The following is a 23,626-nucleotide window of genomic DNA, read 5'->3' as shown; positions in this document are numbered from 1 at the left end:
TAATACCACCGCACAATCCAAGTTTTACCATCGGATAGTTTATCACACCCTTTTGAACTACAGCTGAGCCAATAATCTCTCCGTTTTGGTCCGCTGGAGCTATGTGTGTTACTTGGCTGACCGCTTTGATTACCGCCGCTTGGAAGTGAGGCTGTGGGTTCTCACTGTCTCCTACGGTATAAAAGCCATCTGGAACAGAACCGGGCAAAAAGCTCATTCCATCACGTGCGGCTAGTGCAGGTCTAAACTCGCTTTCATCGGTATCTGTCGTTTCATGCAAATCGAAATGAACCATAACAGCACCGTCAATTGAGTCCACCAGTTTGATAAGGTTTGCTGATTCTTCAGCAGGGCTATCCTTGTAGAAAGAACGGTTGGAGTCGATGGCGAGTGGATTCCATCGATTAATCGTCTCATAGCCCCATGGACTTACACAGGGAGCAACGATAACATTAAAATGCTTACTGTAATTTTCCATTTCGTTGTCGACGAATAGGAGAGCTCCTTGAACACCGCTGGTTTCATAACCATGCACACCGCCGGTAATTAAGACTACTGGTTTACTTACATCCCAGTTATTGCTCTTGATACAAAACAAAGGATAGCGCTCCGGATCATAAGATAGCGCGCCATATTGCTCAACATTAAACCTGTGTTTTAGTGCGAGGACTTTGCTTACCACTTCTTGGTGATAGTCACGTTTGATAGAAGTATTGTTTCGCCATTGTTGACGTTCGGCTGCTTGCCACTTTTGGCCAGTGATTCCTATCGGATAAAATTCCTTTGTTTGCATGATTATTTCCAAATTCCTTGTGCGTTGGCAGTACAGCATAAAATGCCTTTTTCGGTGAAGCAATTCATATAACTTCAGGCGATAACATTGAGATAAAACTATTTATGCCACTAATTGAGTTTGAGTATCATAATCTAGGTGGTACATTTACAGCATATCTGTATGTTTAAAGAGAACTCTATGGCCGGTGCGAGCTTGTTAACCCTATTGGATGATATTGCTACTGTATTAGATGACGTTGCGTTAATGTCAAAAGTGGCAGCGAAGAAGACTGCCGGAGTGCTTGGTGATGACTTGGCGCTAAATGCACAGCAGGTATCTGGTGTTGCAGCTGAACGAGAGATACCCATAGTGCTCAGTGTTGCCAAAGGGTCCTTTCGTAATAAGCTGATATTAGTGCCAGCTGCGCTCATTATTAGTTCAATTGCACCTTGGTTAATCATGCCTCTACTCTTGATAGGTGGCCTATTTCTTTGTTTTGAAGGGGCGGAGAAAATAGCGGAAAGTCTAATTCATGCAGAGCAAGCAGAAGAAGATGAAGTCCCATCAGGATCGATTGAAGAGTATGAGAAACGAAAGATAGCAGGGGCAGTGCGAACTGATTTTATTTTGTCGGCTGAAATCATAGTTATCGCCCTAGGGACAGTTCAGGGGCACTCTATGTTGACGCAGATTATGGTCGTTAGCTTTATTGCTGTACTGATGACAATAGGCGTGTATGGCCTAGTGGCAGGCATTGTTAAACTGGATGATCTTGGCTTTTATTTGAATCGTGTTTCTCAAGGGAAGGGGATTCGAGCATGGATTGGTAAAAGCCTTATTACCTTTGCTCCTAAATTAATGAAGTTTCTCGCTATAGTAGGAACTGCTGCCATGTTTTTGGTAGGTGGGGGGATAGTTGTACACAATGTTCCTCTAATTCACCACTGGGTGGAACCGATCATTATGAACTTGCCGGATGTGCCACTAGCCAATGCTATTGTTCCATCGATAATGAATGGATTGATAGGCGTAGTGGCTGGAGCTTTAGTGTTGCTGATTTGGTCTGGTATAGACAAATTGCGCCATAGATAATAGAAAATGATTATCAAAGCCCTGCTATATCTATCAGGGCTTCGACTAAGATCTCACTGGGTTGAGCACCAGAGATCAGGTGCTTTTTATCAATTATCATAGCGGGAACGGCATTGATCCCTACTTCAAGCCACTGGAATTCGGTTGATGAAACCGCCTCAGCCCAGCTCTCATCTTCCAGAATCAGCTTGCAGACATTGCGTTCAAGCCCGAGTGACTCAGCAATATTAAGTAGCACGGTGGCGTTACTGATGTTTTGTCCGTGTGTGAAATACGCATGAAATAAAGCCATTTCTAAGTCTAACTGTAGATTTTCTGACTGAGCCCAAAGCAATAACTGATGAGCTTTGCGTGTGTTGTAAATCCTCATATCGTCAGAAAAGTTGAATTCAAAGCCTAAATCTCTACCGAGTTCGGTGATAGTTTGTCTCGCAGCTATGCTTGCTTCGAGCGAAGTGCCATACTTTTCTGCTATATGTTCTCTAAGGTTTTCGCCTTGAGGTTTCATCATAGGGTTGAGTTCAAAAGGGTGCCAATAGATGTCAGCTTCGAGACCATCAGATAGCATCGACAAGGCATGTTCGAGATTTTTATAACCAATGATGCACCAAGGGCAAACGATATCTGATATAAGATCGATGCGAACAGTTTTTATCATAGGTGCGGGCGCTCCCTAGATGCTGTAGCTGTTGTAATCAGGATTTCTTAAGCCCTCGAATTAGAGGGCTTAATCTTGCGTTAAAGCTTGAACTTGTTGAGTATGGCGTCTTGCTCTCTGATATTTTCAGTTTGAGCTTGCATGGCGATATTAGCATTGCCAGCGGCTTCAGAAACTTGCTCAGACAAGTCTTTAATTTTGACTGTATTGGAGTTGATTTCTTCCGCGACTAGGCTTTGCTCCTCTGCGGCGGATGCAATTTGGATATTCATATCACTGATGCTCTGTATGGCATCCCGAATAGTATTCAGTGCGTTGTTGGCTTCTTCTGCACGTACCACTGCGCTGCTTGCTGTCTCTTTGCTCATATTCATTGCATTGGCAACAGAGGTTGCGCCGGATTGTAATTGCTCGATCATGCTACGAATTTCTGTGGTGGATTCTTGAGTCCTTTGCGCTAGGGTACGGACTTCATCAGCAACTACAGCAAAACCTCGACCGGATTCACCAGCCCTTGCAGCCTCGATCGCCGCATTGAGTGCAAGTAAGTTGGTCTGGTCAGCGATGTCATTGATTACCTTCAGAATGGTTTCGATATTATCGGTGGCAGATTCGAGTGTTTTCACTTCCTCTACAGCTTCGTCAATTCGCTGAGAAAGTTCACTGATTGAAGCTGATGTATCACCGACTACTCGAGTACCTACTTGAGTGGCATCATCCGCATCTTTGGCAGCAGATGCAGCGCTTTGTGCATTGTCAGCGACATTTCCCGATGTGACCGCCATCTGGTGCATAGCTGTTGCAAGTTGTTCAAGCTCATGCAACTGATCTTGCATTGCACTTGCTGATTCTTGAAGCCCTACAGAGGTCATCTCTGAGCCACGCAGAATTTCTTCACCAATTGACTTTGATTGGGACAACAGTTGCTGAAGCGTACCGGTGAATGAGTTAAATCCTTCAGCTAACTGGGAAAACTCTTGATCTGTTGCCGTATCTAGGCGCTGCGTTAAGTCTCCTTCACCAGAAGCTACGTCTTGGATTGCATTGTTTAGTGCGCCTAGAGGTCGCATCAAGGCTGTCATTAATACCAGCAGAATCGCCATGCTGATAACTAAGGCTATAACTGTGTAGATAATGGAACTGTTGCGCAAATCAGCAAGTGATTGATAAGCAATTTCTTCATCAAGGATGACACCGATATACCAATCTTCACCAGGGACTTTTGAAAAGTCGAGTGTATAATCTTTGCCTTCGATGGATATTTGTCGAGGATCTTCTTGAATCGAGCCATCGCCAAGAAAGTCTTTCATTGGTTTACCGTTCATTTCGGTATTCGGGTGAGCAATGGTTGTACCATCTCCTGACACAATGAATACGTATCCCGCATTGAAAAGTTGTACTTTGTTAACCAGCTCGGCGAGGCCTGCCAAACTTACATCGTAAAATATCGCGCCTATGAATTCGCTCCCATCCATGACTGGTGTCGCAATAGAAAACAAAATTTCGCCAGTTGCTGAATCGGCATATGGCGCTGTAATGATAAGCTCACCTGATTTCTTAGCATCGATATACCAAGGTCTAGCACGGGGGTCCCAAGTAGGGCCCGGATTCCACCCTGGGTCATTGTTAATATTAGAGCCGTCTTTCTCAAACCCTAACCCTGCTAATAAAAAGGTTTCTTTGACTATTGGCCGAGTGATAACCATTTCCATTGCACTTGGAGTGAGATTGGCTTCCAGCATACTAGTGGCATAATTGGCAATGATCTTACGGCTGTTGATCTCTGCCTCTGTGGTATCTCGCACACCGTCTACGATCTCTGCGACACTGGAGGTGACGAGAGATTTTACTTCTTTTTGAACTGTGTAGTACTGCTGAAGCGTCAGCAAGGACACTGTGGCTAAAAATAAAAGAGATGATGCGGCCACAATTTTATGGCTAAATTTCATTGTCGACTTCCCATGTCATCAAAGCTCATGTTTTCTAGTATAGTTCCATAGTGAGTAAATGCTTATTATCAGTGGTTAACTCGTGTTTTTTTCTGATTTATTTTTTAATACGGTGTTCTAAGTGATAGGTTGTTGTTTAATCATTAATAGATGAGCCATTTGTTAGCTATTGAAAAATAAAATGATTTCAAATCTACCTAGCTTAGTTACCTTCTTATTTCGTTTTCCCTAGAATGGTTTGTTCTAACTGCGTGTAGACTTGCTCGTTTCCTTCAAATAAGTCATTAATCACTTGCGATTTTTTTACTCCAGATTGAATCCGTTTGGTCGCTTCTCGCAATTTTAGAGTGATGTGCTGCTCTGCCAAAAGTTTACTGTCGCCTTTCACTGGTGACCATTGCTGAAGCTTCATCGTTAGAGAATTTTCTGATAACTCAGGATCTATGCTGACAAGCTCATCGAGCAGCACAGATAAAAGCTTTTGCAGAGTTTGATGACATTGTGGCTCTTCGGCGAGTCTATCCAAGATCGCAGAGGTTAAAGGGTTTAGTTCAATATAGCCACCATGCTTAGGTAATGACTTTGTTACCCTGGAAGAAACCTCTACTCTTTGCACTAGAGTATTAGGAAAGAAAGTAAGACCAACTAATGCATCAAATGGTACCCAAACTGTTTGTCCAGCCTCAATCGCATATTCCGTTTTGCCAAGTTTTAGCAAAGCCAAGCCTTGAGTCACTTTAAGTAAGATATGCTTAAGGCTTCTTTTCCTCGGTTGCACGACCAAGTAGGGAAAGTCACCATTGTGATGTGAAATAGCGTAATGCATGAGGTGATACTAGTTTTTATGTTTCAAGAGTGACTAGAGTAACGTTTCTAGTGATAAAAACCAATAAAGCCTTGGGTTTTTATCTATTCAGCAAAGAAATGCTGGTCTGACCTGAATGTTATCGACGATGTATAGCTGCTAATCCTATGATCTCAGCGTAGAATAGAGCTGTTCTCTAACAAATAAGTAAAATATGACAGTTAATAAAGACCCTTACCACGAAATTCGTCCGTATAATGATGATGAAATTCCAGCGGCGATTAATCGCCTGATAGCCGATGAAGAATTCATTAGTGCAATCCTCCAGCATAAGTTTGCCAACCATGCTTCTTGGTTTAAGGCATTAATGTCTCCTTTGGTGAAAGTCTATCTCAAAATGAAATGGTCCAAACTTAATTCTGTGGACAGTATTCAATTAGAAGTAAAAAAATATCTTGAACAAATATTGAACACTACCACTGATGGTGTAACTTACTCGGGCCTAGATAAATTAGATCAGCAGGAGTCATACCTTTTCATTTCTAATCATAGGGATATTGCGATGGATCCCGCTCTGGTTAACTATGGATTAAACCAAACTGAACACAAAACGGTTAGAATTGCGATTGGTGATAACCTCCTTAAAAAGCCGTGTGCGACCGAACTAATGAGACTTAACAAAAGTTTTATTGTTAAACGCTCGGCTAAAGGGCCTAGGGAAATGATGAAAGCACTAGGTACTTTATCTAGTTACATCAAGCATTCTTTAGATTCAGGAAACTCCATTTGGATTGCACAAAAAGAAGGGCGGGCAAAAGACGGAAATGATTTTACTGATCCAGCGATCTTAAAAATGTTTCACGTTGAAGGTCGCAAGCAAAAAATTGAATTTTCTCAATACATACAATCTCTTCGAATTGTTCCTGTCTCTATTTCCTATGAAAATGACCCTTGTGATGTGTCCAAAGCGTTAGAGCTATATCAACTTGAGACTCAGGGTAGCTATGAAAAAAGTGAGTTTGAGGACATTGAAAGTATTGTTCAGGGAATTGTTGGTGAAAAAGGGCGAGTACATGTCGCATTTGGTGATGTCATTACTGGTGAGTTTGATTCACCAGAAGCTTTGGCTGAAGAAATTGATCGACAAATCCATGAAAACTACAAGCTATTCCCAATTAATGAATTAGCGGCAGGCAAAGACGAAGTTGATAAAAATGTTAAAGATAAACTTTCAAGTAAACTAAGTCAGCTGCCAGAGGGAGCAAAAGAGCATTTGTTAGCTAGTTACGCCAATCCACTAAAAAACAAAAGCGCTTAATGAGTGCTTTTGTTTAAGGGGCAACAGCGCCGCCTAAGTCTAAATTTTTAGGCCATTTAGATATTCTGTTGCCACCAAGGAAAATATTCCCTTTCACAGTCATCTTGTCGGGAAATTCTGTGATTTTCGAACCACCGATGTATAAATTGCCTTCAACAACGATCCCTTCTGGTAATGCATTTAAGGGGGTCCTAATGACACTGAGATCCCCTTTTACTTTTAATCGAGGGGGGAGCTTTGTTAGTGGCGTATCTGTTAGATTTATGTAGCCGCCAACTTTGACTCCACCGGGCCAACGAGTAATTTGTGACGCAAGTAAATTTGCATAGCCTTTAATATTTACACCTTTAGCAATCTTTTTAAGAGCGCTATTTGAAGCGTCTAAGCTGCCTTGTATATCAACATTTGCTGGAATTTCCTTGATGCTTGTTTTAGCAATGTTGAGGTTACCCTCAACCACCAAGCCTGCTGGCAGTTCCAAATAAGGCTTGTTGCGCAGATCTAAATTTCCATAATTATCAATATGATTTAAGATTTGATAATGGTTAATAGGCTCACTTAACGTGGTGTTAGAAAACAAGCCTACTATGAAAATGGTGAGCCATCGCTGCATATTTTGACCCCAAGAGTGCTTTGTCTCAAGTATTAACGAAGGGCCATTGGTGGGTCAACATTCAGCGTATTTGATTTGATGAAAAGCGGACATTTAGCCCGCTTTCATTTTTATCGGGTAAGAGAGCGGGTCTTAAGTTCAAAAATTAATTTTTCAGCACTCACACCAAATTTGAACTTGGCTGTGAGTTGGGTAGAATCTTCTGTGATAGTGGTGACATGATATTGAACGTCTTTGGATACTTGAAAAGCGAAGTCGACGTATTTTTCCAATTCAGCTTCTAGTGCATTTTTGTTATCAGCACGAATGACGACTTCTGCGAGATCATCGCCTTCTTTAATAATGAAGCCCATTTCCCCGGCGCAGCCACACGCTTCACAGACTTCAGCATTTTCTTGTTTTGTGCTCATTACAACAATCCTCTTACAAAATGTGTGGTTATTTTATCCTTCTATTTGATAGTGATCCATAAAAACATCTCTGCCTAATAAAGTTTTTGCTCAGATTCAGCTTTTGACTAGAGCTTAAGAATTGATAGACATGTCAAATAATGTGACATTAGTCATATTGTGGATAAATATCATGTGCTTACCAGCTTATGATAGAGTTCATCGAGTTGTCAGACGTCGCAATTTATATGATTATCGGGAATTAATTATATGAATTAACAATGAATACTATCATTTGCATACTTTAAACTGATTTCATAAGGATAAGCGCAGTCGTTCATAGCATTATACTAGGTGCTGGATTACTTGGCTGTATTTTGGACTCTCTTTAGTATTTCTTGCTGGTCTTATCGGAAGCTTTGTCAAGAATTATGCAATCTTATTAATAGATACCATAGTTAATTTGTTTAAGTTAGATGGATTTACAAAGAGAAGAACCTGAGCATGCCAAAACGTAGTAAAGAAGAGACCGAAATCACGATTCAGAAAATAATGGATGCTGTCGTGGACCAACTGTTGCGTTTGGGGTATGACAAAATGTCATACACAACTCTAAGCCAGCAAACGGGCGTGTCGAGAACAGGGATCAGCCACCATTTTCCTAAAAAAACCGACTTCACCGAAGCTCTTGATGGTCGAATTTTTAAGTTATTCGTAGAGCATCTAAATTTGGATGGGAACCTGCAAGATTTTTCAGACAGTTGGAACACAGCATTGGAACGCTCAGAGTTCCTAGCGATACTACGTTTGTTGTTTCACCATATTGTTACGTCACAAAATGCTCACGACTTTGCCAAAACGGGTATTGATCGCTTATACCAAACCGCTGAATCTCAGTTCGGCGAGGACAGTGCTAAAGAAGTAGAGTGGCTTATCGGTAAGTCTTTGGTTCGGATGTCGCAATAGCTAATTCAAATAGAGTTTGCCTTCCAAATATGGAAGGCATTTATTCTTTATAGCTTTCTAAATTGGTTAACAAGTTGACCTTGCGAGTTTAAGTTGTCAACTAAGGTTTCACATTCTTCCTTAGTATCACTGGCCAGTATATTAGTGGCTGAGCATACTTCGCTTATGGATTGAACACTAGAGTTCATATCTTCGGTGACGCGAGCCATTTCCTCTATTGCCGTGGCGATTTGATTGTTTCGATCTGATATGTCCGTGACCTGATCAAATAGAGCGTCCAGTTTCTCACCTGACGTACTTGCACAATCGACACACACATCCGACAGCTTGTTGCCTTCATCCATTGCCTGCACTGCTTTATCTGTGCTGGTCTGTATTAAATTGATAATATTTTGTATTTCTTCAGTTGATTCATGGCTTCGCTGCGCAAGTTTACGCACTTCGTCTGCAACGACTGCAAAACCCCGTCCTTGATCGCCAGCACGGGCAGCCTCAATCGCGGCATTGAGAGCGAGAAGGTTGGTCTGCTCAGCCACACCTTGTATGACGACAAGCACTTCACCTATAGTGCGCCCATGTTCTGAAAGTTGTTGGACAACATCAGAGGCTACCCCCAACTGACGAGAAAGCTCATTCATAGAAGAAACGGTTTGCTCGACGGAGTCTTTGCCTTCGACGACCGCTGAGTTAGCTTTTTCTGTAGCATCCGAAGCGTTTTGGGCATTTTGAGCAATCTCATGAGCGGTAGAGTGCATTTGATTTATTGCAGCGGCTACCTGCTCTGTTTCAGAGGTTTGCCCTGAAAGGTTATCAGCGGTTGTCTCACAGTTTTGAGCGGACGATTGTGCTGCTCCAGCAATTTGATGGTTGGAGTCTTGGATACGACCCACAACCGCATTGAGCTCAGATTGTCTCATCTTAAGCGCTAACGCAACTTCTGATATGTCATCAATATGACCGTTATAAACCAGTTCCATTAGAGGGTTATCAAATACTTCCCGAGCTTGACTGGAAAGTGCTTCCAAACGCCGGGTTAGCATATAACCCGATAATGTCGCTAACACAAAAAACAACCACACGGCACCAATGGCTGAAAAGCTCGCGACTGCGGTCGATATGATGCCAGAGCCGAGTAATGTTACTCCGAGACGCTGCCACAACCGAGTTCTGGGCATTTTTAGCTTACTGGGCGTTTTACCTGCTTTTAACTGAGCATAGATTTTTTCCGCATTAGCAACATGCTGACGACTGGGACATAAGCGAACCGACTGGTATTCTGCGATTTTACCATTTACTTTTATCGGGGAAGCAAAGGCATCGACCCAATAATGGTCACCATTCTTACAGCGATTTTTCACTATCCCCATCCAAGATTTGCCAGCCTTGAGAAAGTTCCACATATCGTTGAATGCTTCAGGTGGCATATCAGGGTGACGAACGATATTATGCGGCTGATCCACGAGTTCGTCTAGCGTATAACCAGCAACGTCACAAAACTCTTTGCTGGCATACGTAATGTGGCTACTGGTTTTAGTAATAGAAAGTAAGTTGAACTCAGGCGGATAAGTGACTTCTTTCTGAGTCACTGGCTCATTTACACGCATAGTTTTTACCCTGTTTAATCTTGATCGCACAAGAAGTATCATAGTTGTCATTAGTATATGCATAAAACTTGATGTTTGAGAAAATTGCCAACCTAGCATCTGTGCTAATCTGTATTTATTTATACTTAACCAATTTAATTGTATAATTTTTGTGGTTATTGTTAGATTATGCATCTTCTTGACGTGTGTTAGTTGTACTCCGATAATTACAAGACTCGAAAACCTTGAAGTCGCTTTATAACTGAAGAATGGTATTAGCAGGTGTCTTTAAGTGTTTGATGTTTAGGGTTTTAATGATACATATTGTCAGGAGTGGACGTGGAAGAGCATCTGGCTAGCGTTTTGATTGTTGATGATAATGCTGAAAATAGAGTATTGCTCAGCGGGTTGTTGAAGCCCCATTTTCGTGTGTTTGTCTCTACTGGGGGCAAACAGGCGTTAAATATTTGTACGAAAAAGCAGCCTGATATCGTGTTATTGGACGTGATGATGCCAGAGATTGATGGTTATGAGGTGTGTGAACAGCTTAAAAACGACCCTGTAACCTGTGATATCCCAGTAATATTTTTGACTGCTAAGTCTGAAATTGAAAACGAGCAAAGAGGCTTCGAGGTTGGGGGAGTCGATTATATTCATAAGCCTGTCAGTCCACCGATATTGCTTGCTCGCATCAATACACACCTGAAATTAAAACATGCCGTTAATGCTCTCGAAGAGCAAAATGAGCGTCTAGAAGAGAGAGTGCAAGAGCGTACTTACGAGTTAGAAATGTTGCAGAACGCGACGATTGGTGCCATGGCCTCGCTGGCAGAGACGCGTGATAACGAAACAGGAAACCATATCCGTCGCACTCAAAACTACGTAAAGGTACTTGCTGAAGAGTTGGTAAATATGGGCCACTATGTTGATGAGCTAACCCCAGAGTCGATCAATTTGCTCTATCGGTCGGCTCCTTTGCATGATATCGGTAAAGTGGGGATACCTGATGAGGTGCTGTTAAAACCGGGCCGACTGACATCAGAAGAGTTCGAAGTGATGAAACGCCACACAATTCTTGGTCGTGCGGTACTTATGTCGGTTGAAGACTCGATTGATTTTAAGTGTGAATTCCTAACCTTAGCCAAAGAAATTGCCTACAGCCATCAAGAAAAATGGGATGGCAGTGGGTATCCAGAGGGGTTAAAGGGTACGGACATTCCTTTAAGCGCTCGTTTAATGGCGTTAGCTGATGTGTATGATGCCCTTATTTGTGAGCGTGTGTATAAGCCTGCTTTCCCCCACGACAAGGCACTTGAAATTATCGCGGAGGGAGAGGGAACGCATTTTGAACCAGTAGTGGTCGAGGCTTTTCTTAATATAGAACACGTTTTTAGAGAGATAGCTGCTAAGTACAGAGATGAAAACTTTGACGAAGATGTATTCAACTCTGGAGCTGGTGATGAATAATAGCTAGATAGCTTTTCTTGTGATGTAAACGTTTATTAGTCGATTCTTTGGAGTTTGGCAATGCTAAATTATCTGCTCTGAGCTTTGGTATTTTTTGCTTTTAGACCCATCGATAATTTGAGCATCTGTTACACTGAAATTATAGATAACTCTATTGATTGTAGGTGCATACATGTCTTTACCTGTTCTTATCTGTGATGATTCTGCGCTCGCCCGCAAGCAAATGGCGCGATCACTGCCCCCCGCTTTAAATGCAGAAATCACTTTTGCTGTTCATGGCCTTGATGCGCTAGAGCAGTTAGAACAGAACGACTTCAAAATCATGTTTCTTGATTTAACCATGCCTGAACTTGATGGCTTTGGTACTTTAGATGAGATTCAGGCTCGTGGTATTGACATTAAAGTTGTGGTGGTATCGGGTGATATTCAGCCCAAGGCAAAAGAACGCGTGATGGCTTCTGGCGCCAAAGCTTTTATCCAGAAGCCGATAGACAAAGACATACTAAATGGGGTGCTCAAAGAGCTTGTTGAGCCTCCATCTCAGCCGCAAATGGTTGCCCCTGCGCCTCTTGATCTGCCTGTCCTTAAACGTCGTGATATATACCGAGAAGTAGCAAACGTTGCGATTGGTGTCGCGGCGGATGCACTCGCTCGGCACTTTGACGTATTTGTGCACCTGCCACTGCCAAACGTGAATATTTTGGAAGTCAGTGAGCTGCAAATGGCGCTAAGAGATTTGGCCGATAACGATCAAGTGTCTGGCGTCTGTCAGGGGTTCAGCGGTGAAGGCTTAGCCGGAGAAGCATTGGTGCTTTTGAGTGACTCGAGTGTGTGCGACCTTAAGAAATTGATGAAGGTGCCTGCTGAAAGTGAAGAGCTTGAAGAGCTAGAACTGCTGATGGATGTGTCGAATATCTTGGTAGGTTCGTTTCTTAATGGCTTGGGCAAGCAAGCGGAAGTGCGCTTTTTTCAAAGTTCACCAGAGCTGTTAGGTCAACATATCTCAATAGACTCGATTATTCAAAATACAGAAGGCACGTTTCAAAAGACCATGACTTTTGAGGTGAGCTACAATATTGATGGCACCACAATACGCTGTGATTTATTGTTTATGTTCGTTGATGAATCGCTTCCATTACTCGACGACAAGTTATCCTACTTAATGGAGGACTTCTGATGGTCAACCTTCCCGCCGAATTTGAGCAGTTTCACTGGATGGTCGATATGGTACAAAACGTCGACTTGGGTTTGATAGTTATTAATAGAGAATACAAAGTTCAAGTTTGGAATGGGTTTATGACTCACCACAGCGGTATGCATGGTCATGATGCGATTGATAAATCTATTTTTGAGATCTTTCCTGAGATTCCAGAAGAGTGGTTTAAAATGAAAGCCAAGCCTGTCTATGATCTTGGTTGTCGCAGCTTTATCACTTGGCATCAACGTCAATATCTATTTAAGTGCCGAAATGTTCGACCTGTTACCCAACAAGCGAAATACATGTACCAAAATATCACGTTGAACCCAATGAGAACCCCGACGGGCGAAATTAAGTCCTTGTTCTTATCCATCCAAGATGCGACTTCAGAGGCGTTAAGTGTACTTAGTCAAAGTAAATGATATCGCAGATATGATTAAATAAGGGTCAGATTAGTCTGGCCCTTATTACGTTTAGGAGAACACATGCCATCAAGTATTCCGCTTTATCGCGCCGAACAAGTTAAATCAGGAGAAGTAAAGGCGGCAAAAGCTAAGTCCATTGCCATGTATGAGCTGATGCTTAGGGCGGGAAAGGCAGTGTTTGATGTCATGTGTCACCAATATCCTGATTGCAAACGAGTGCTGGTGGTGTGTGGTGGTGGCAACAATGGCGGCGATGGCTATGTGATTGCCAAGTTAGCCCTTGAGGCCGGAATGCAGGTCTGTGTCTCGCAAAGCGTTGATAAAGATAAACTCTCTGGTGACGCGCTAACCGCTTATCATGATTTTCTCGCCGCAGGTGGTGAGACGCAAACGCAGGAACTTAACCAAGAATTAGCCTTTGACTGTATTATTGATGCTTTGCTCGGAACTGGTCTCAAAGGCGAAGTAAGACCCAATTTGGCCAAACTGATTGAAAAGTTAAACAATAGCGGCGTAGACATTGTGTCTGTTGATGTGCCTTCGGGGCTATCCAGTGATACTGGCCGAAGCTTGGGGGTAAGTATTAATGCTTCGCATACGGTGTCGTTTATTGGCCTCAAATGTGGTCTATTCACTGGCCAAGCGCGTGATTATGTAGGCGAAGTCCATTTTTGTGGCTTGGGTGTCGAAGATGTGTTTGATCAGCAAAACACACCAATAGCGCACCTTCTTAATTCTGTTTGTGATTTTTCGCCTTTAGAAAAACGACGTAAATCTGCCCATAAAGGTCATCATGGGAAAGCACTCATTATTGGTGGAAACCAAGGAATGGGCGGCGCTGCCCTGCTAAGCAGTCAAGCCTGCATCCGAGTTGGGGCAGGGTTAACCGCACTTCTTACTCACCCAGATAATACGCTTGCCTCAATCATTGCTTGTCCTGAAGTGATGGCGGCGTCGTGGGAAGATAAAAATCAGCTAGAACATAGGCTTAATCAGTGGTGTAACTGCATCGCGATAGGGCCTGGGCTTGGCACTGACAGCGCTAAAAAAAGATGTTTGAGAGCGTCTGCTCATTAAACATCAATAAAGTATTTGATGCCGATGCATTAAACTTATTGGCTTCTCATCCTAGCAAAGATAACCAAAGAATTCTTACACCTCATCCTGGCGAAGCCGCTAGATTGCTTGATTGTTCAATTAATGATATTGAAAGCGATCGATACCGAGCGATAGAAAAACTGCATGCTCAATACGGCGGCGTAATTGTGCTAAAAGGGGCTGGCACGTTAATGTTTGATGGTAAAACTATGTATGTTTGCAATGCGGGCAACCCTGGAATGGCTAGCGCAGGAATGGGGGATACACTCACTGGCGTAATCATAGGTCTGTTGGCTCAAGGCGAAAATACTCTGAGTGCGGCAGTAAAAGGGGTGATGATTCATAGCCTTGCAGCAGACAAAGATGCCGAAAAAAATGGACAACGAGGACTATGCGCCAGTGATTTGTTGCCACATATACGGTTTTTGGCTAATGATTAAAAGGGGTAGACAGGTGTGATTACAAAGCAGTCTTGAGGTGAAATTTGGTTTGCAGACATTCGAAATGGTACCACAAAAAAATTGCAAATATCAGTCTTGCGGTAAATAAATCACAGCCTATAATGCTGAAAACCGGAGCGTCTGCCAACGCTCCGGTTTTTTTGTGTCCGAAAAACAGTAATCGCGTCTGCCAACGCTTTTACACCGCAGTTTGTCAGTGACACTTACACTATCGAATCAAGGAAATGCACAATGCGTATCGAACAAGAACTTAAGTTAGGTTTTAAAGACGTACTCTTTCGCCCAAAGCGATCAACGCTCAAAAGCCGTTCTCAAGTTGAATTAACCCGCGAGTTTACCTTCAAGCACAGCGGCCGTCAATGGTCAGGCACCCCTGTAATTGCAGCCAATATGGACTCTGTCGGTAGCTTTGCAATGGCCAAAGCCCTTGCCGAGCATGGTGTAATGACCGCGGTGCACAAGCATTACACGGTTGATGATTGGGCCGAGTTTGTTAAAAGTGCCGATAGCCAAACACTGAAAAATGTCATGGTTTCAACTGGCACCTCGGAAGCTGACTTTCAAAAGACCAAAGACATTATGGCACTAAGCGATGAGCTTATCTTTATCTGTATCGATATTGCCAATGGCTACTCGGAGCATCTTGTTGAATACATTGAAAAAGTTAGAGTCGCTTTTCCAGATAAAGTGATTTCGGCTGGTAATGTGGTCACGGGCGACATGTGTGAAGAGTTGATTTTAGCTGGCGCAGATATCGTAAAAGTCGGCATTGGTCCTGGCTCTGTATGTACCACACGAGTAAAAACAGGTGTTGGTTACCCTCAGCTTTCAGCCATTATTGAATGTGGCGATGCGGCCCATGGCCTTGGCGGCATGATCATTGGTGATGGTGGCTGCTCATGCGCGGGCGATGTAGCAAAAGCCTTCGGCGGCGGCGCCGACTTTGTGATGCTTGGCGGCATGTTAGCTGGCCATGAAGAGTCAGGCGGCGAACTGGTTGAAAAAGACGGCCAAACCATGATGAAATTCTACGGCATGTCGTCAGAGTCGGCCATGAAGAAACATTCAGGCGGTGTCGCCCAGTACCGCGCAGCCGAAGGAAAAACCGTACTCTTGCCATTTCGCGGCAGTGTTCACGGCACTATTTCAGACATCCTTGGCGGCGTGCGCTCAACCTGCACCTACGTAGGCGCAGCAAAGCTTAAAGAGCTTACCAAGCGCACAACTTTTATCCGCGTACAAGAGCAAGAAAATAACGTGTTCGGGAAAGAGTAACTTCTTAGCTAGCTGTATGGATGGTAAACACTGTTAAAGCCGCGCTTGCGGCTTTTTTTGTCATGAAAGCAAAAACCGATATCAGTTGTTCAAAGTTTTTTCGTTACAAGTATATTACTTGACCACTCGTGAATTATTTGCTTTGAATTGGTATAAAGTGATTGCTAGGACGATCCGTCCTAGTATGATTACCTTGCAATTAAAATTTAAAGTACTAAAGAATAATGAAAAAAAATGAGGTTCTGGTAATTGACCTTTTCGCCGGGCCGGGGGGGCTCGGTGAGGGCATCTCTTCAGTTACTGACGACAATGGTAATTCTCCGTTTAAAATAGGTATATCTGTAGAGAAAGAACCATCAGCTCATAAGACTCTGACCACAAGAGCTTTTTATAGAAAAATTAAAAAAAACAAACTCGGAATAAAGAAATATAACGATTATTTGCTAGGCCGATTAAGTAGGGAAGAGTTGTTTAAGAGTTTTCCTCAAGAAGCCAAAGAGGCTCAACAAGAAACTCTTTATACTCCTCATGCATTGGGAGAGGACAATGAAGATATTCACAAACGTATCTCCGAGCTAGTGAAAGACTATGGCGATAAGCCGCGAGTCGTTATTGGCGGTCCACCATGTCAAGCGTATTCACTTGCTGGCCGTTCCCGTAACGCAGGAATTAAAGATTACAAAGCTGAAAAAGATCATCGTAACTTCTTGTATAAAGAATACCTAAAAGTACTCTCTATCGCTAAACCGGATGTATTCGTAATGGAAAACGTGCGAGGTATTCTATCTGCGAAAATTGATGGGGAAATCATGTTTCCTCGCATTCTAAAAGATCTAAGAGCTCCGGGGCGTGTTACGAAAACCCCGACGCCGAGATACAAGATTTTTTCTTTAGTTGTTGAAGCAGAAGAACCAGAGAACCCTAGTTATGTTGATTCAACTGATTTCCTTATTAAGTCAGAGAACTATGGTGTTCCCCAAGCTCGCCATCGAGTTATTTTGTTGGGTGTACGTTCTGATATTGAAAAAACACCAGGGGTACTCACACCATTTGAAAGCCAAGTTACAGTAGAAGATGTATTGGCTGACTTGCCGAAACTAAGAAGTGGTTTCTCTAAGCGTAAAGATAATACGACTGACTGGAGAAAAGTAGTTTCTAAGAATGCGGCTCAAGTTAAAAAGTTATTAACGGAGCAACTTGAACAAGTCAAAGACTTAGACATTGCTCCACTTAAACGCCTTGTTCGGACAGCATCACAACCTGTTGGATTTCCGTGCCAAATGCCAGACTATTTGCGAGAGTGGTATAGGGAAGAACAGCCCCCTTGTATTCTAAATCATCAAACTCGCGGGCATATGGAAAGTGACTTACTGCGTTATGCATACAGCGCTGCATATACTCAATTGAGTGGTGGTGTTTCTCCAAAAGCGAGAGATTTTCCAGATGCTTTGGCTCCTGCACATGACAACTGGAAATCGGGGGCTCACGCTGACCGTTTTAGAACTCAAGCAGCAAACAAGTGCTCAACGACTGTAACTAGCCACATTTCAAAAGATGGGCATTACTTTATCCACTACGATCCAAAACAATGTAGAAGCTTAACCGTGCGTGAAGCTGCTCGTTTACAAACATTTCCGGACAACTATTTGTTTGAAGGAAACAGAACACAACAGTATGTGCAGGTAGGTAATGCTGTGCCGCCATATTTGGCACAGCAAATTGGTAAGGTTGTATTGCTTATACTCAAAGGAAGTATGTAGTGATGTGCAAACTCAAATATTTCCAGATCTCATAGTAGCTACTCCTCCTCGATTTGATGCTTGCCATATGGTATCTCGCCTGAGCATTTCCAGCAAAGATTGACTTCCTAGATTGAATGTTTTATCGGTCCTTGATCAACATTATGCTCCCTATAAGTATGGTGGTGGAGCTCTACTATTTTCTAAAATCTTTTTTAATTCTCCCTTTTAATCATTTCCTAGCAATCTATTGACTGGTTCAAAATACTGAACTTTATTCATTTGATTAATGATATTCAATTTCGTCCGGATCTAAATCATTTTTTCATATGCATCTGAGTGACATTTAAAGGAATATGATTATCATAGTCACAAATAACTTCCACGATCTTTTGGTTACCCGCAAAGGGCTAAAGTTTAGCTTAATTTTCTACATGGTATTTCTATGGCAAGAGAAGTGAATCTTTCTCCAAGTGCCTCGTCATTGTCTGAGTCTATGAGAGACCTTGGATATTCTTTGGCGACAGCTGTTGCGGATATTATAGATAACAGCATTACGGCTGGAGCGACTGAAGTCGACGTTTACTGTGATTTGACTTGCGAAAAGCCGACACTGGTTATCATAGATAACGGAAGTGGAATGACAGAGGACGAACTTCTACTCGCAATGAAACATGGGTCAGCTAACCCCAAGCAGGCTAGAGAGCCAAATGATCTAGGCCGATTTGGTTTGGGCTTGAAAACAGCTTCATTTTCACAATGTAGGAATTTGACGGTCATTAGCTCTATAAATTCTATAGTTTGTGGGGCTGAATGGGATCTCGATCATGTAAGTAAGAGAGATGAATGGTGCCTCTCAATTTTGGATGATGAGGATATCACAAAAATACCGTATTTAGATCAGCTAGATGAAACTGGAACTGCGGTTGTCTGGACTAAGTTAGATCGGTTGTTTGAAGACCAGTATGGTAGCAAGCGAGATGAAATTGTTTTTGAAAAACTGGATCTCGTTGATCGTCATTTGTCTTTGGTTTTTCATAGGTTTCTATCTGGTGAGGTTAAACATCAGCCTAAATTTAGAATTCGTATAAATGGTAAACCCGTAGATGCATTCGATCCTTTCTGTCGAAAAATTAAAGCCACACAGGTTCTACCAGAGGAAATAGTCCGCGTTGATGGTATGGAAGTTGTTATACAGCCATACATCCTACCGCATCATAGCAAGCTCACAGCGAAGGAATATGATTTCTATGAAGATCGTAGCAGCTTCATCTCAAATCAAGGAGCATATATCTACCGGAATGGCAGACTTATGGCTTGGGGAGACTGGTTCAGATTAGTTCCCAAGGGTGAGGCTACGAAGCTTGCCAGGGTTCAGATTGATTTTCCAAATGCTCTAGATGAAAGCTGGACAATTGATATTAAAAAATCGAGAGCAAGACCACCGCATGAAGTTAGAGAAAGACTTAGGCAAATAATATCTAAGGTCACTGGCACAAGTACCAGAATTCATCGAGGTAGAGGGCAGAAGCTTTTCCAGGACTCACCTGAGCCAATTTGGGAACGTTATGGTGATAAAGATCGAATTCGGTTTGAGTTGAATTTATCTCATCCTCTTTTGCAAAGCTTAAAAGAGGGATTGTCAGGCCAGCAGTCTTCAATTTTACGTTCATACCTGGAAGCCGTTTCAGCAGCAATTCCAGTAGAGATGATCTACTCGGATTATTCTTCAGCGCCGAGAAGCGTTGATCAATTCTCAATAGAGAAAAACAATGTTTCGCAAAAGCTTGAAGAGCTTAGAAATTCTTTATTTGGTTCTGGTGAGGTGAATATCGATATGTTTCGGAGTGTTGTTGACTCTGTACGCATGTTTGATGCTCACAAGGAGCTGATAGAACAATATTTTGAAGGGATAAAAAATGGGGAATGAGAAAGAGAAGTTAGAGGCAAAAAAGAATTTTACTGTCTCCTTGATCACCGCTGCAAAAACGCGTTGGTTAGAGTATGTTCCAACACGCGAAGAAGTTAATGCCTTGGCAATAGAGCTGGCAAAGGTGTTAGGCCTTGATGAAGGTGATGCGAGAAGTTGTGCAAAGGAAGCTTACTATGAAATAGATTCCAGAATGGGATTGGGTGTTTCACTTGTCGACCCCGAAGCCACTCATGACGAAGAGTGGGTGTATAAGCGTAAAGATATTGAATGGTTTTATTCTGACGCATATGAAAAACATCTTAAGAAAGAGAAATGGTCTCCTACTGTAGTTCAGTCTTTGAGTGATGTAGGCACGAAAATACTTGGTCATCTTCAAGATCCGACATCACCCGGTGTGTGGGATAGACGAGGATTGGTTATTGGTCACGTGCAATCGGGTAAAACCGCGAATTACATGGGGTTGGTGGCAAAAGCGGCAGATGCTGGATACAAGTTCATTATTGTGATCGCTGGTGTTCATAATAACCTCCGTAAACAGACGCAGGAGCGAGTTGATGAAGGTTTTGTTGGGAGGACGCGCGTTGAAGATAAGTGGAAAATTGTTGGAGTTGGTCATGACGATTATCCTCACCCTGCAACCCTGACAAATATATATGCAGACTTTAATAAGAAAACAGCTGATCACAGTGGCTGGAGTATTAACGATTTTAGTAAGCCTGTGATATTGGTTATCAAAAAAAATGTTTCAACATTAAAGTCTCTTCACCGCTGGTTGGACGAGCTCAACTCTAAAGGGCATGGAAAAATTAAGGATGTCCCCATGCTTATGATTGATGATGAAGCTGATAACGCATCGATCAACACCAAAAAAGAAGACAATGATCCGACACAGACAAACCGAAGAATTAGAGAGATTTTGAGTTTGTTTGATAAGTCTTGTTATGTTGGATACACGGCAACACCGTTCGCTAATATTTTCATTAATCCTGATGCATATGGTGATGAACAACTTCGAGAAGAACTCTTTCCTCGGGACTTTATTTATTGTCTCGATGCTCCGACAACATATTTTGGCCCTGATAGGGTTTTCTTGGATGATGATAGTTCTGAGCGAATTTTAGAAACAATTGATGACTCAGAGAACTATATTCCTTTCGTTCATAAAAAAGATTTTGACGTTCTAGATCTGCCGCCATCGCTTTACAGGGCTATACGGCAATTTGTTGTAGTGAAAGCGATCAGAAAGATAAGGGGGCAAGATGAAAAGCATTGCTCAATGCTTGTAAACGTTTCGAGGTTTGTGGATGTTCAAACATTAGTCCGCACACACATCAGCGTATATCTCAAAAAACTGAGAGAAGCTATCAAGGCAAACTATTTGATGCCCGATTCAGTCTCTCAGAAAAATGAAAATATGGAGCAATTGAAACAGGTTCTTGAAGCTGATTTCTGGGATGCTGATGTTTCTTGGGAAGAGCTAAAGCGTGAATTGTATGACGCTGCTGAGTCCATAAGAACTTTTGTTGTTAACAGTAAGTCCGATGAGCCACTTGATTACAAAAAATATGAAAGAGATGGTCATGGTTTAACAGCTATTGCTGTAGGTGGTTTAAGTCTTTCTCGTGGTCTTACAATTGAGGGGCTTTGTATTAGTTACATGTACAGAAACACTCGAATGTACGACACCCTTATGCAGATGGGGCGTTGGTTCGGTTATCGTTCTGGTTATGATGATTTGTGCAGGGTTCATCTGTCTAGGGATTCAATAGATTGGTATTCGCATATTGCTGAGTCTTCGGATGACTTAAGAGAACAGATAAAACAAATGCGAAGAGATGGGCTTAGTCCGATAAAGTTTGGTTTGTATGTCTTGGATCACCCAGATCGCCTTCTCGTAACGGCAACCAATAAGATGAGGACGGGGGAAAAGCGTACTTTTAAACATAACTTTAGTGGTCGACTTGTAGAGAGCTACATTCTTTCAAATGACGATGATGTCTCAAGCGATAATCGAGACTTAGTAAAGAGCTATTGGAAGACTGGATTTGGCAAGGGTAGTTCTTGCATTGAAGATACAGATAAAGGTTGGATCGTAAGAAACGTCGATCTAGACCAGATTGCTGAGTTCCTAAATTCATTCCGTGTTCATGAGAGTTTTCTGGAGAGAAGGTCAGCAGTAGTAACATATATAAAATCGATTTCTGCCTTGTTTTCATCAGCTGATGTACTTCTCATTTCCATGAAAAAAGGTGAGGACAGTGCTGAAGGAGTTCTTGGCCCACAGTTAAGAAAAAGCGCTGAGGTTAAAGAAGGCGGGTATTGGCGTTTGACGAAAGACCGTGTGGCCAGCAGGGGAGACGAAAAGTTAGGTCTTAGCGATTCTCAGAAACAAGTGGCACAAGATTTGGCCGCTGAAAGTGGTAAGAAGCCGTCAGATTTCCATTATCGAACTATCAGGAAAAAGCCACTTTTAATGGTGCACGCATTGAGTTTAGGTGAAGGGGAAGGTTCCAAGGAAGATGTCCCTGCATTCGGAATCAGTTTTCCTCTAGGGGATTACTCAGAAGGTGTCAGTGTTGTAGCGAATACTGTGTGGGTTAATCAGTTGCATGGTGGAATATTTGATGCACCAGAAGATGAGGATGATGATGAGTAAAACAAATCCATGGAATGATATTAAGACGCCCGCTGAAGATCTCAGTGTAAGACAGATAAAAATCAGCAAACATCTTCCATTGTACTGGGGAAAGGACTCTAGCGGTCACTGTGTCTTTATTTATGAAATGAGTGAAGATGGAGCAGAGATCTTTCAAAAAAACATGGTGCCTATTCATGGGATAAAGATTGATTACAGATTGCTAAGCACAACGGGAAATCAGGGTCTGATTTTGGTTCTTGAGAAGCGTGTCGATCAAGATCTCTTTTATAGCTTATGCGAAACATTGATTCATGAACTTTCTGAAGTCTCAGACCCATTGGTTGGTTTGTCTGTAGCTCTTTCCCAGATAAAACGCTGGAAAGCATTTATGGCAGGGAAGAAAGGCCAGGTGCTTAGTGCAGAAGAAGTAAGGGGTTTGTTCAGTGAACTTAAGTTCCTGCAGCAAATGCTAGGTGAAATGAATAATGAGCTGGACGCATTAGAATCATGGCAGGGGCCTGAAACATCTCATCAGGATTTTATATTTTCCGATACAGCCGTAGAAGTTAAGTCATTATCAGGCCGCGAGAGAAATGCAGTTAAAATGTCTTCTGAAGATCAGCTTGAAAGCTTAAGCAGCAGCCTTTTTCTTAAGGTTTTTCGATTGGTTGATATGCCTGAATCAAAAGCATCAATTTCCTTGAACGAGTTAGTAAACGCAGTTGAAGGAATGTTAACAGAGGCTGAAGCTATAGAGATGTTTGATACAAAGCTGGCTAAAGCTGGCTATGTGCAAATGCTTGCTTACGATGAGCCTAAATTTATTGTCGCCGAAGAGCAGACATATCGTGTCGAAAGTGATTTTCCAAAGATTGTCAGATCTGAATTAAATACAGGTCTAATAAGAGTTGGTTATGAAATTAAGTTGGAAAGCGTTCGGGATTTTTTATGCGCAGATAAGGATGTATGGGGGAAGTAAAATGGAACAAACCATCCAGGAGTTTTTTCATGATTTCAAACAGGACTTGTTAGCTGGGGCGGAAGCCAGTAGTAGCTTTCAATTGTCACAGTTTGTAGAAACCGTCGCTGGTGAGTTGATGGATACCGGGTTTTTGGAGGGGTTTGAGCTTTGTCACTATCGTGCACAAAGAGGAATGAGGGTTGATGGCTACTGGTTTAATGATGAGGGGGTGATCTGCTCCAGCCAGACTGGACACTTCATTAAGCGACATTTTGCTGTTCAA

The 23,626-nt window shown here is 42.4% G+C and carries 19 protein-coding genes and 1 pseudogene; 13 read left to right on the top strand and 7 right to left on the bottom strand.

What is annotated here, in order from left to right; translation table 11 throughout:
- On the bottom strand, positions 1–793 hold a 793-nt coding region (locus AAFM34_RS06475), incomplete at its 3' end, for a M14 family metallocarboxypeptidase (protein WP_341661094.1).
- A gap of 180 nt (positions 794–973) precedes the next feature.
- Between AAFM34_RS06475 and AAFM34_RS06470 the strand changes: the two genes are divergently transcribed.
- Entirely contained in the window at positions 974–1,867 is an 894-nt protein-coding gene (locus tag AAFM34_RS06470; RefSeq protein WP_341661171.1) for a DUF808 domain-containing protein, read from the top strand.
- A 13-nt stretch (positions 1,868–1,880) separates the two neighbouring features.
- Here the strand turns inward: AAFM34_RS06470 and AAFM34_RS06465 are convergent, their stop codons facing one another.
- From AAFM34_RS06465 to AAFM34_RS06455, 3 genes are all read right to left on the bottom strand, one after another.
- Positions 1,881–2,525 carry a DsbA family oxidoreductase gene (locus AAFM34_RS06465; RefSeq protein WP_371833252.1) on the bottom strand — a complete coding sequence of 215 codons (645 nt, stop codon included), beginning with the start codon at positions 2,523–2,525 and terminating at the stop codon, positions 1,881–1,883.
- A gap of 80 nt (positions 2,526–2,605) precedes the next feature.
- Positions 2,606–4,474, bottom strand: coding sequence for a methyl-accepting chemotaxis protein (locus tag AAFM34_RS06460; RefSeq protein ID WP_341661092.1), 1,869 nt, complete (start codon positions 4,472–4,474; stop codon positions 2,606–2,608).
- A 214-nt stretch (positions 4,475–4,688) separates the two neighbouring features.
- Complete coding sequence (locus tag AAFM34_RS06455; protein ID WP_341661090.1) at positions 4,689–5,300, bottom strand: AraC family transcriptional regulator; 612 nt, start codon at positions 5,298–5,300, stop codon at positions 4,689–4,691.
- A gap of 193 nt (positions 5,301–5,493) precedes the next feature.
- Here AAFM34_RS06455 and AAFM34_RS06450 point away from each other — a divergent pair, with 193 nt between their 5' ends.
- The gene (locus AAFM34_RS06450; protein WP_341661088.1) at positions 5,494–6,597 is read left to right on the top strand and encodes a 1-acyl-sn-glycerol-3-phosphate acyltransferase; all 1,104 of its coding nucleotides are present in this window, start codon (positions 5,494–5,496) and stop codon (positions 6,595–6,597) included.
- 13 nt (positions 6,598–6,610) lie between these two features.
- On the opposite strand, the gene AAFM34_RS06445 is transcribed toward AAFM34_RS06450, so the two are convergent.
- Both AAFM34_RS06445 and AAFM34_RS06440 read right to left on the bottom strand, forming a co-directional pair.
- On the bottom strand, positions 6,611–7,210 hold the full coding sequence (locus AAFM34_RS06445) for a hypothetical protein (RefSeq protein WP_341661086.1): 600 nt from the start codon (positions 7,208–7,210) through the stop codon (positions 6,611–6,613).
- A gap of 110 nt (positions 7,211–7,320) precedes the next feature.
- Positions 7,321–7,620 carry a DUF406 family protein gene (locus AAFM34_RS06440; protein ID WP_341661084.1) on the bottom strand — a complete coding sequence of 100 codons (300 nt, stop codon included), beginning with the start codon at positions 7,618–7,620 and terminating at the stop codon, positions 7,321–7,323.
- Positions 7,621–8,103: 483 nt separating this feature from the next.
- Between AAFM34_RS06440 and AAFM34_RS06435 the strand changes: the two genes are divergently transcribed.
- Positions 8,104–8,565: a TetR/AcrR family transcriptional regulator gene (locus AAFM34_RS06435; RefSeq protein WP_341661082.1), complete on the top strand. Its 462-nt coding sequence runs from the start codon at positions 8,104–8,106 to the stop codon at positions 8,563–8,565.
- Between the two features lie 47 nt (positions 8,566–8,612).
- Here the strand turns inward: AAFM34_RS06435 and AAFM34_RS06430 are convergent, their stop codons facing one another.
- Positions 8,613–10,169: a PAS domain-containing methyl-accepting chemotaxis protein gene (locus tag AAFM34_RS06430; protein WP_341661080.1), complete on the bottom strand. Its 1,557-nt coding sequence runs from the start codon at positions 10,167–10,169 to the stop codon at positions 8,613–8,615.
- Positions 10,170–10,487: 318 nt separating this feature from the next.
- On the opposite strand from AAFM34_RS06430, the gene AAFM34_RS06425 reads away from it, so the two are divergent.
- From AAFM34_RS06425 to AAFM34_RS06380, 10 genes and pseudogenes are all read left to right on the top strand, one after another.
- Entirely contained in the window at positions 10,488–11,615 is a 1,128-nt protein-coding gene (locus AAFM34_RS06425) for a two-component system response regulator (protein ID WP_341661078.1), read from the top strand.
- Positions 11,616–11,787: 172 nt separating this feature from the next.
- Positions 11,788–12,792 (top strand): response regulator, encoded by a 1,005-nt coding sequence (locus AAFM34_RS06420; RefSeq protein WP_341661076.1) that lies wholly within the window; start codon positions 11,788–11,790, stop codon positions 12,790–12,792.
- Positions 12,792–13,235: a hypothetical protein gene (locus tag AAFM34_RS06415; RefSeq protein WP_152431798.1), complete on the top strand. Its 444-nt coding sequence runs from the start codon at positions 12,792–12,794 to the stop codon at positions 13,233–13,235. Before AAFM34_RS06420 ends, AAFM34_RS06415 begins: the two co-directional genes overlap by 1 nt.
- Before the next feature lie 63 nt (positions 13,236–13,298).
- Positions 13,299–14,776: pseudogene (locus AAFM34_RS06410) on the top strand (NAD(P)H-hydrate dehydratase).
- 252 nt (positions 14,777–15,028) lie between these two features.
- A complete protein-coding gene (locus AAFM34_RS06405; RefSeq protein ID WP_341661073.1) occupies positions 15,029–16,072 on the top strand; it encodes a GMP reductase in 1,044 nt (347 codons plus the stop codon).
- A gap of 224 nt (positions 16,073–16,296) precedes the next feature.
- Positions 16,297–17,832: a DNA cytosine methyltransferase gene (locus AAFM34_RS06400; protein WP_341661071.1), complete on the top strand. Its 1,536-nt coding sequence runs from the start codon at positions 16,297–16,299 to the stop codon at positions 17,830–17,832.
- Between the two features lie 424 nt (positions 17,833–18,256).
- A complete protein-coding gene (locus AAFM34_RS06395) occupies positions 18,257–19,741 on the top strand; it encodes an ATP-binding protein (protein ID WP_341661069.1) in 1,485 nt (494 codons plus the stop codon).
- Positions 19,731–22,400, top strand: coding sequence for a Z1 domain-containing protein (locus AAFM34_RS06390; protein WP_341661067.1), 2,670 nt, complete (start codon positions 19,731–19,733; stop codon positions 22,398–22,400). The genes AAFM34_RS06395 and AAFM34_RS06390 overlap by 11 nt, the downstream gene beginning before the upstream one ends.
- Positions 22,387–23,361, top strand: a complete 975-nt coding sequence (locus AAFM34_RS06385; protein ID WP_341661065.1) for a PD-(D/E)XK motif protein — start codon at positions 22,387–22,389, stop codon at positions 23,359–23,361. Before AAFM34_RS06390 ends, AAFM34_RS06385 begins: the two co-directional genes overlap by 14 nt.
- A 1-nt stretch (position 23,362) precedes the next feature.
- Positions 23,363–23,626: hypothetical protein (locus AAFM34_RS06380; RefSeq protein WP_341661063.1), on the top strand; the 264-nt coding region annotated here is incomplete at its 3' end.

The sequence above is a fragment of the Vibrio sp. genome (genome assembly GCF_038138445.1).
In the GTDB taxonomy this organism is placed as follows: Bacteria; Pseudomonadota; Gammaproteobacteria; order Enterobacterales; family Vibrionaceae; genus Vibrio.
The sequence above is the reverse complement of the archived record's forward strand: the minus strand, read 5'-3'. Positions and strand labels throughout refer to the sequence as shown.

Excerpts from the sequence above, each read along its gene's own strand:
- AAFM34_RS06470 (WP_341661171.1), top strand. The coding sequence starts at position 974 with ATGGCCGGTGCGAGCTTGTTAACCCTATTGGATGATATTGCTACTGTA.
- AAFM34_RS06465 (WP_371833252.1), bottom strand. The coding sequence starts at position 2,525 with ATGATAAAAACTGTTCGCATCGATCTTATATCAGATATCGTTTGCCCT.
- AAFM34_RS06460 (WP_341661092.1), bottom strand. The coding sequence starts at position 4,474 with ATGAAATTTAGCCATAAAATTGTGGCCGCATCATCTCTTTTATTTTTA.
- AAFM34_RS06455 (WP_341661090.1), bottom strand. The coding sequence starts at position 5,300 with ATGCATTACGCTATTTCACATCACAATGGTGACTTTCCCTACTTGGTC.
- AAFM34_RS06450 (WP_341661088.1), top strand. The coding sequence starts at position 5,494 with ATGACAGTTAATAAAGACCCTTACCACGAAATTCGTCCGTATAATGAT.
- AAFM34_RS06445 (WP_341661086.1), bottom strand. The coding sequence starts at position 7,210 with ATGCAGCGATGGCTCACCATTTTCATAGTAGGCTTGTTTTCTAACACC.
- AAFM34_RS06440 (WP_341661084.1), bottom strand. The coding sequence starts at position 7,620 with ATGAGCACAAAACAAGAAAATGCTGAAGTCTGTGAAGCGTGTGGCTGC.
- AAFM34_RS06435 (WP_341661082.1), top strand. The coding sequence starts at position 8,104 with ATGCCAAAACGTAGTAAAGAAGAGACCGAAATCACGATTCAGAAAATA.
- AAFM34_RS06430 (WP_341661080.1), bottom strand. The coding sequence starts at position 10,169 with ATGCGTGTAAATGAGCCAGTGACTCAGAAAGAAGTCACTTATCCGCCT.
- AAFM34_RS06420 (WP_341661076.1), top strand. The coding sequence starts at position 11,788 with ATGTCTTTACCTGTTCTTATCTGTGATGATTCTGCGCTCGCCCGCAAG.
- AAFM34_RS06415 (WP_152431798.1), top strand. The coding sequence starts at position 12,792 with ATGGTCAACCTTCCCGCCGAATTTGAGCAGTTTCACTGGATGGTCGAT.
- AAFM34_RS06405 (WP_341661073.1), top strand. The coding sequence starts at position 15,029 with ATGCGTATCGAACAAGAACTTAAGTTAGGTTTTAAAGACGTACTCTTT.
- AAFM34_RS06400 (WP_341661071.1), top strand. The coding sequence starts at position 16,297 with ATGAAAAAAAATGAGGTTCTGGTAATTGACCTTTTCGCCGGGCCGGGG.
- AAFM34_RS06395 (WP_341661069.1), top strand. The coding sequence starts at position 18,257 with ATGGCAAGAGAAGTGAATCTTTCTCCAAGTGCCTCGTCATTGTCTGAG.
- AAFM34_RS06390 (WP_341661067.1), top strand. The coding sequence starts at position 19,731 with ATGGGGAATGAGAAAGAGAAGTTAGAGGCAAAAAAGAATTTTACTGTC.
- AAFM34_RS06385 (WP_341661065.1), top strand. The coding sequence starts at position 22,387 with ATGATGATGAGTAAAACAAATCCATGGAATGATATTAAGACGCCCGCT.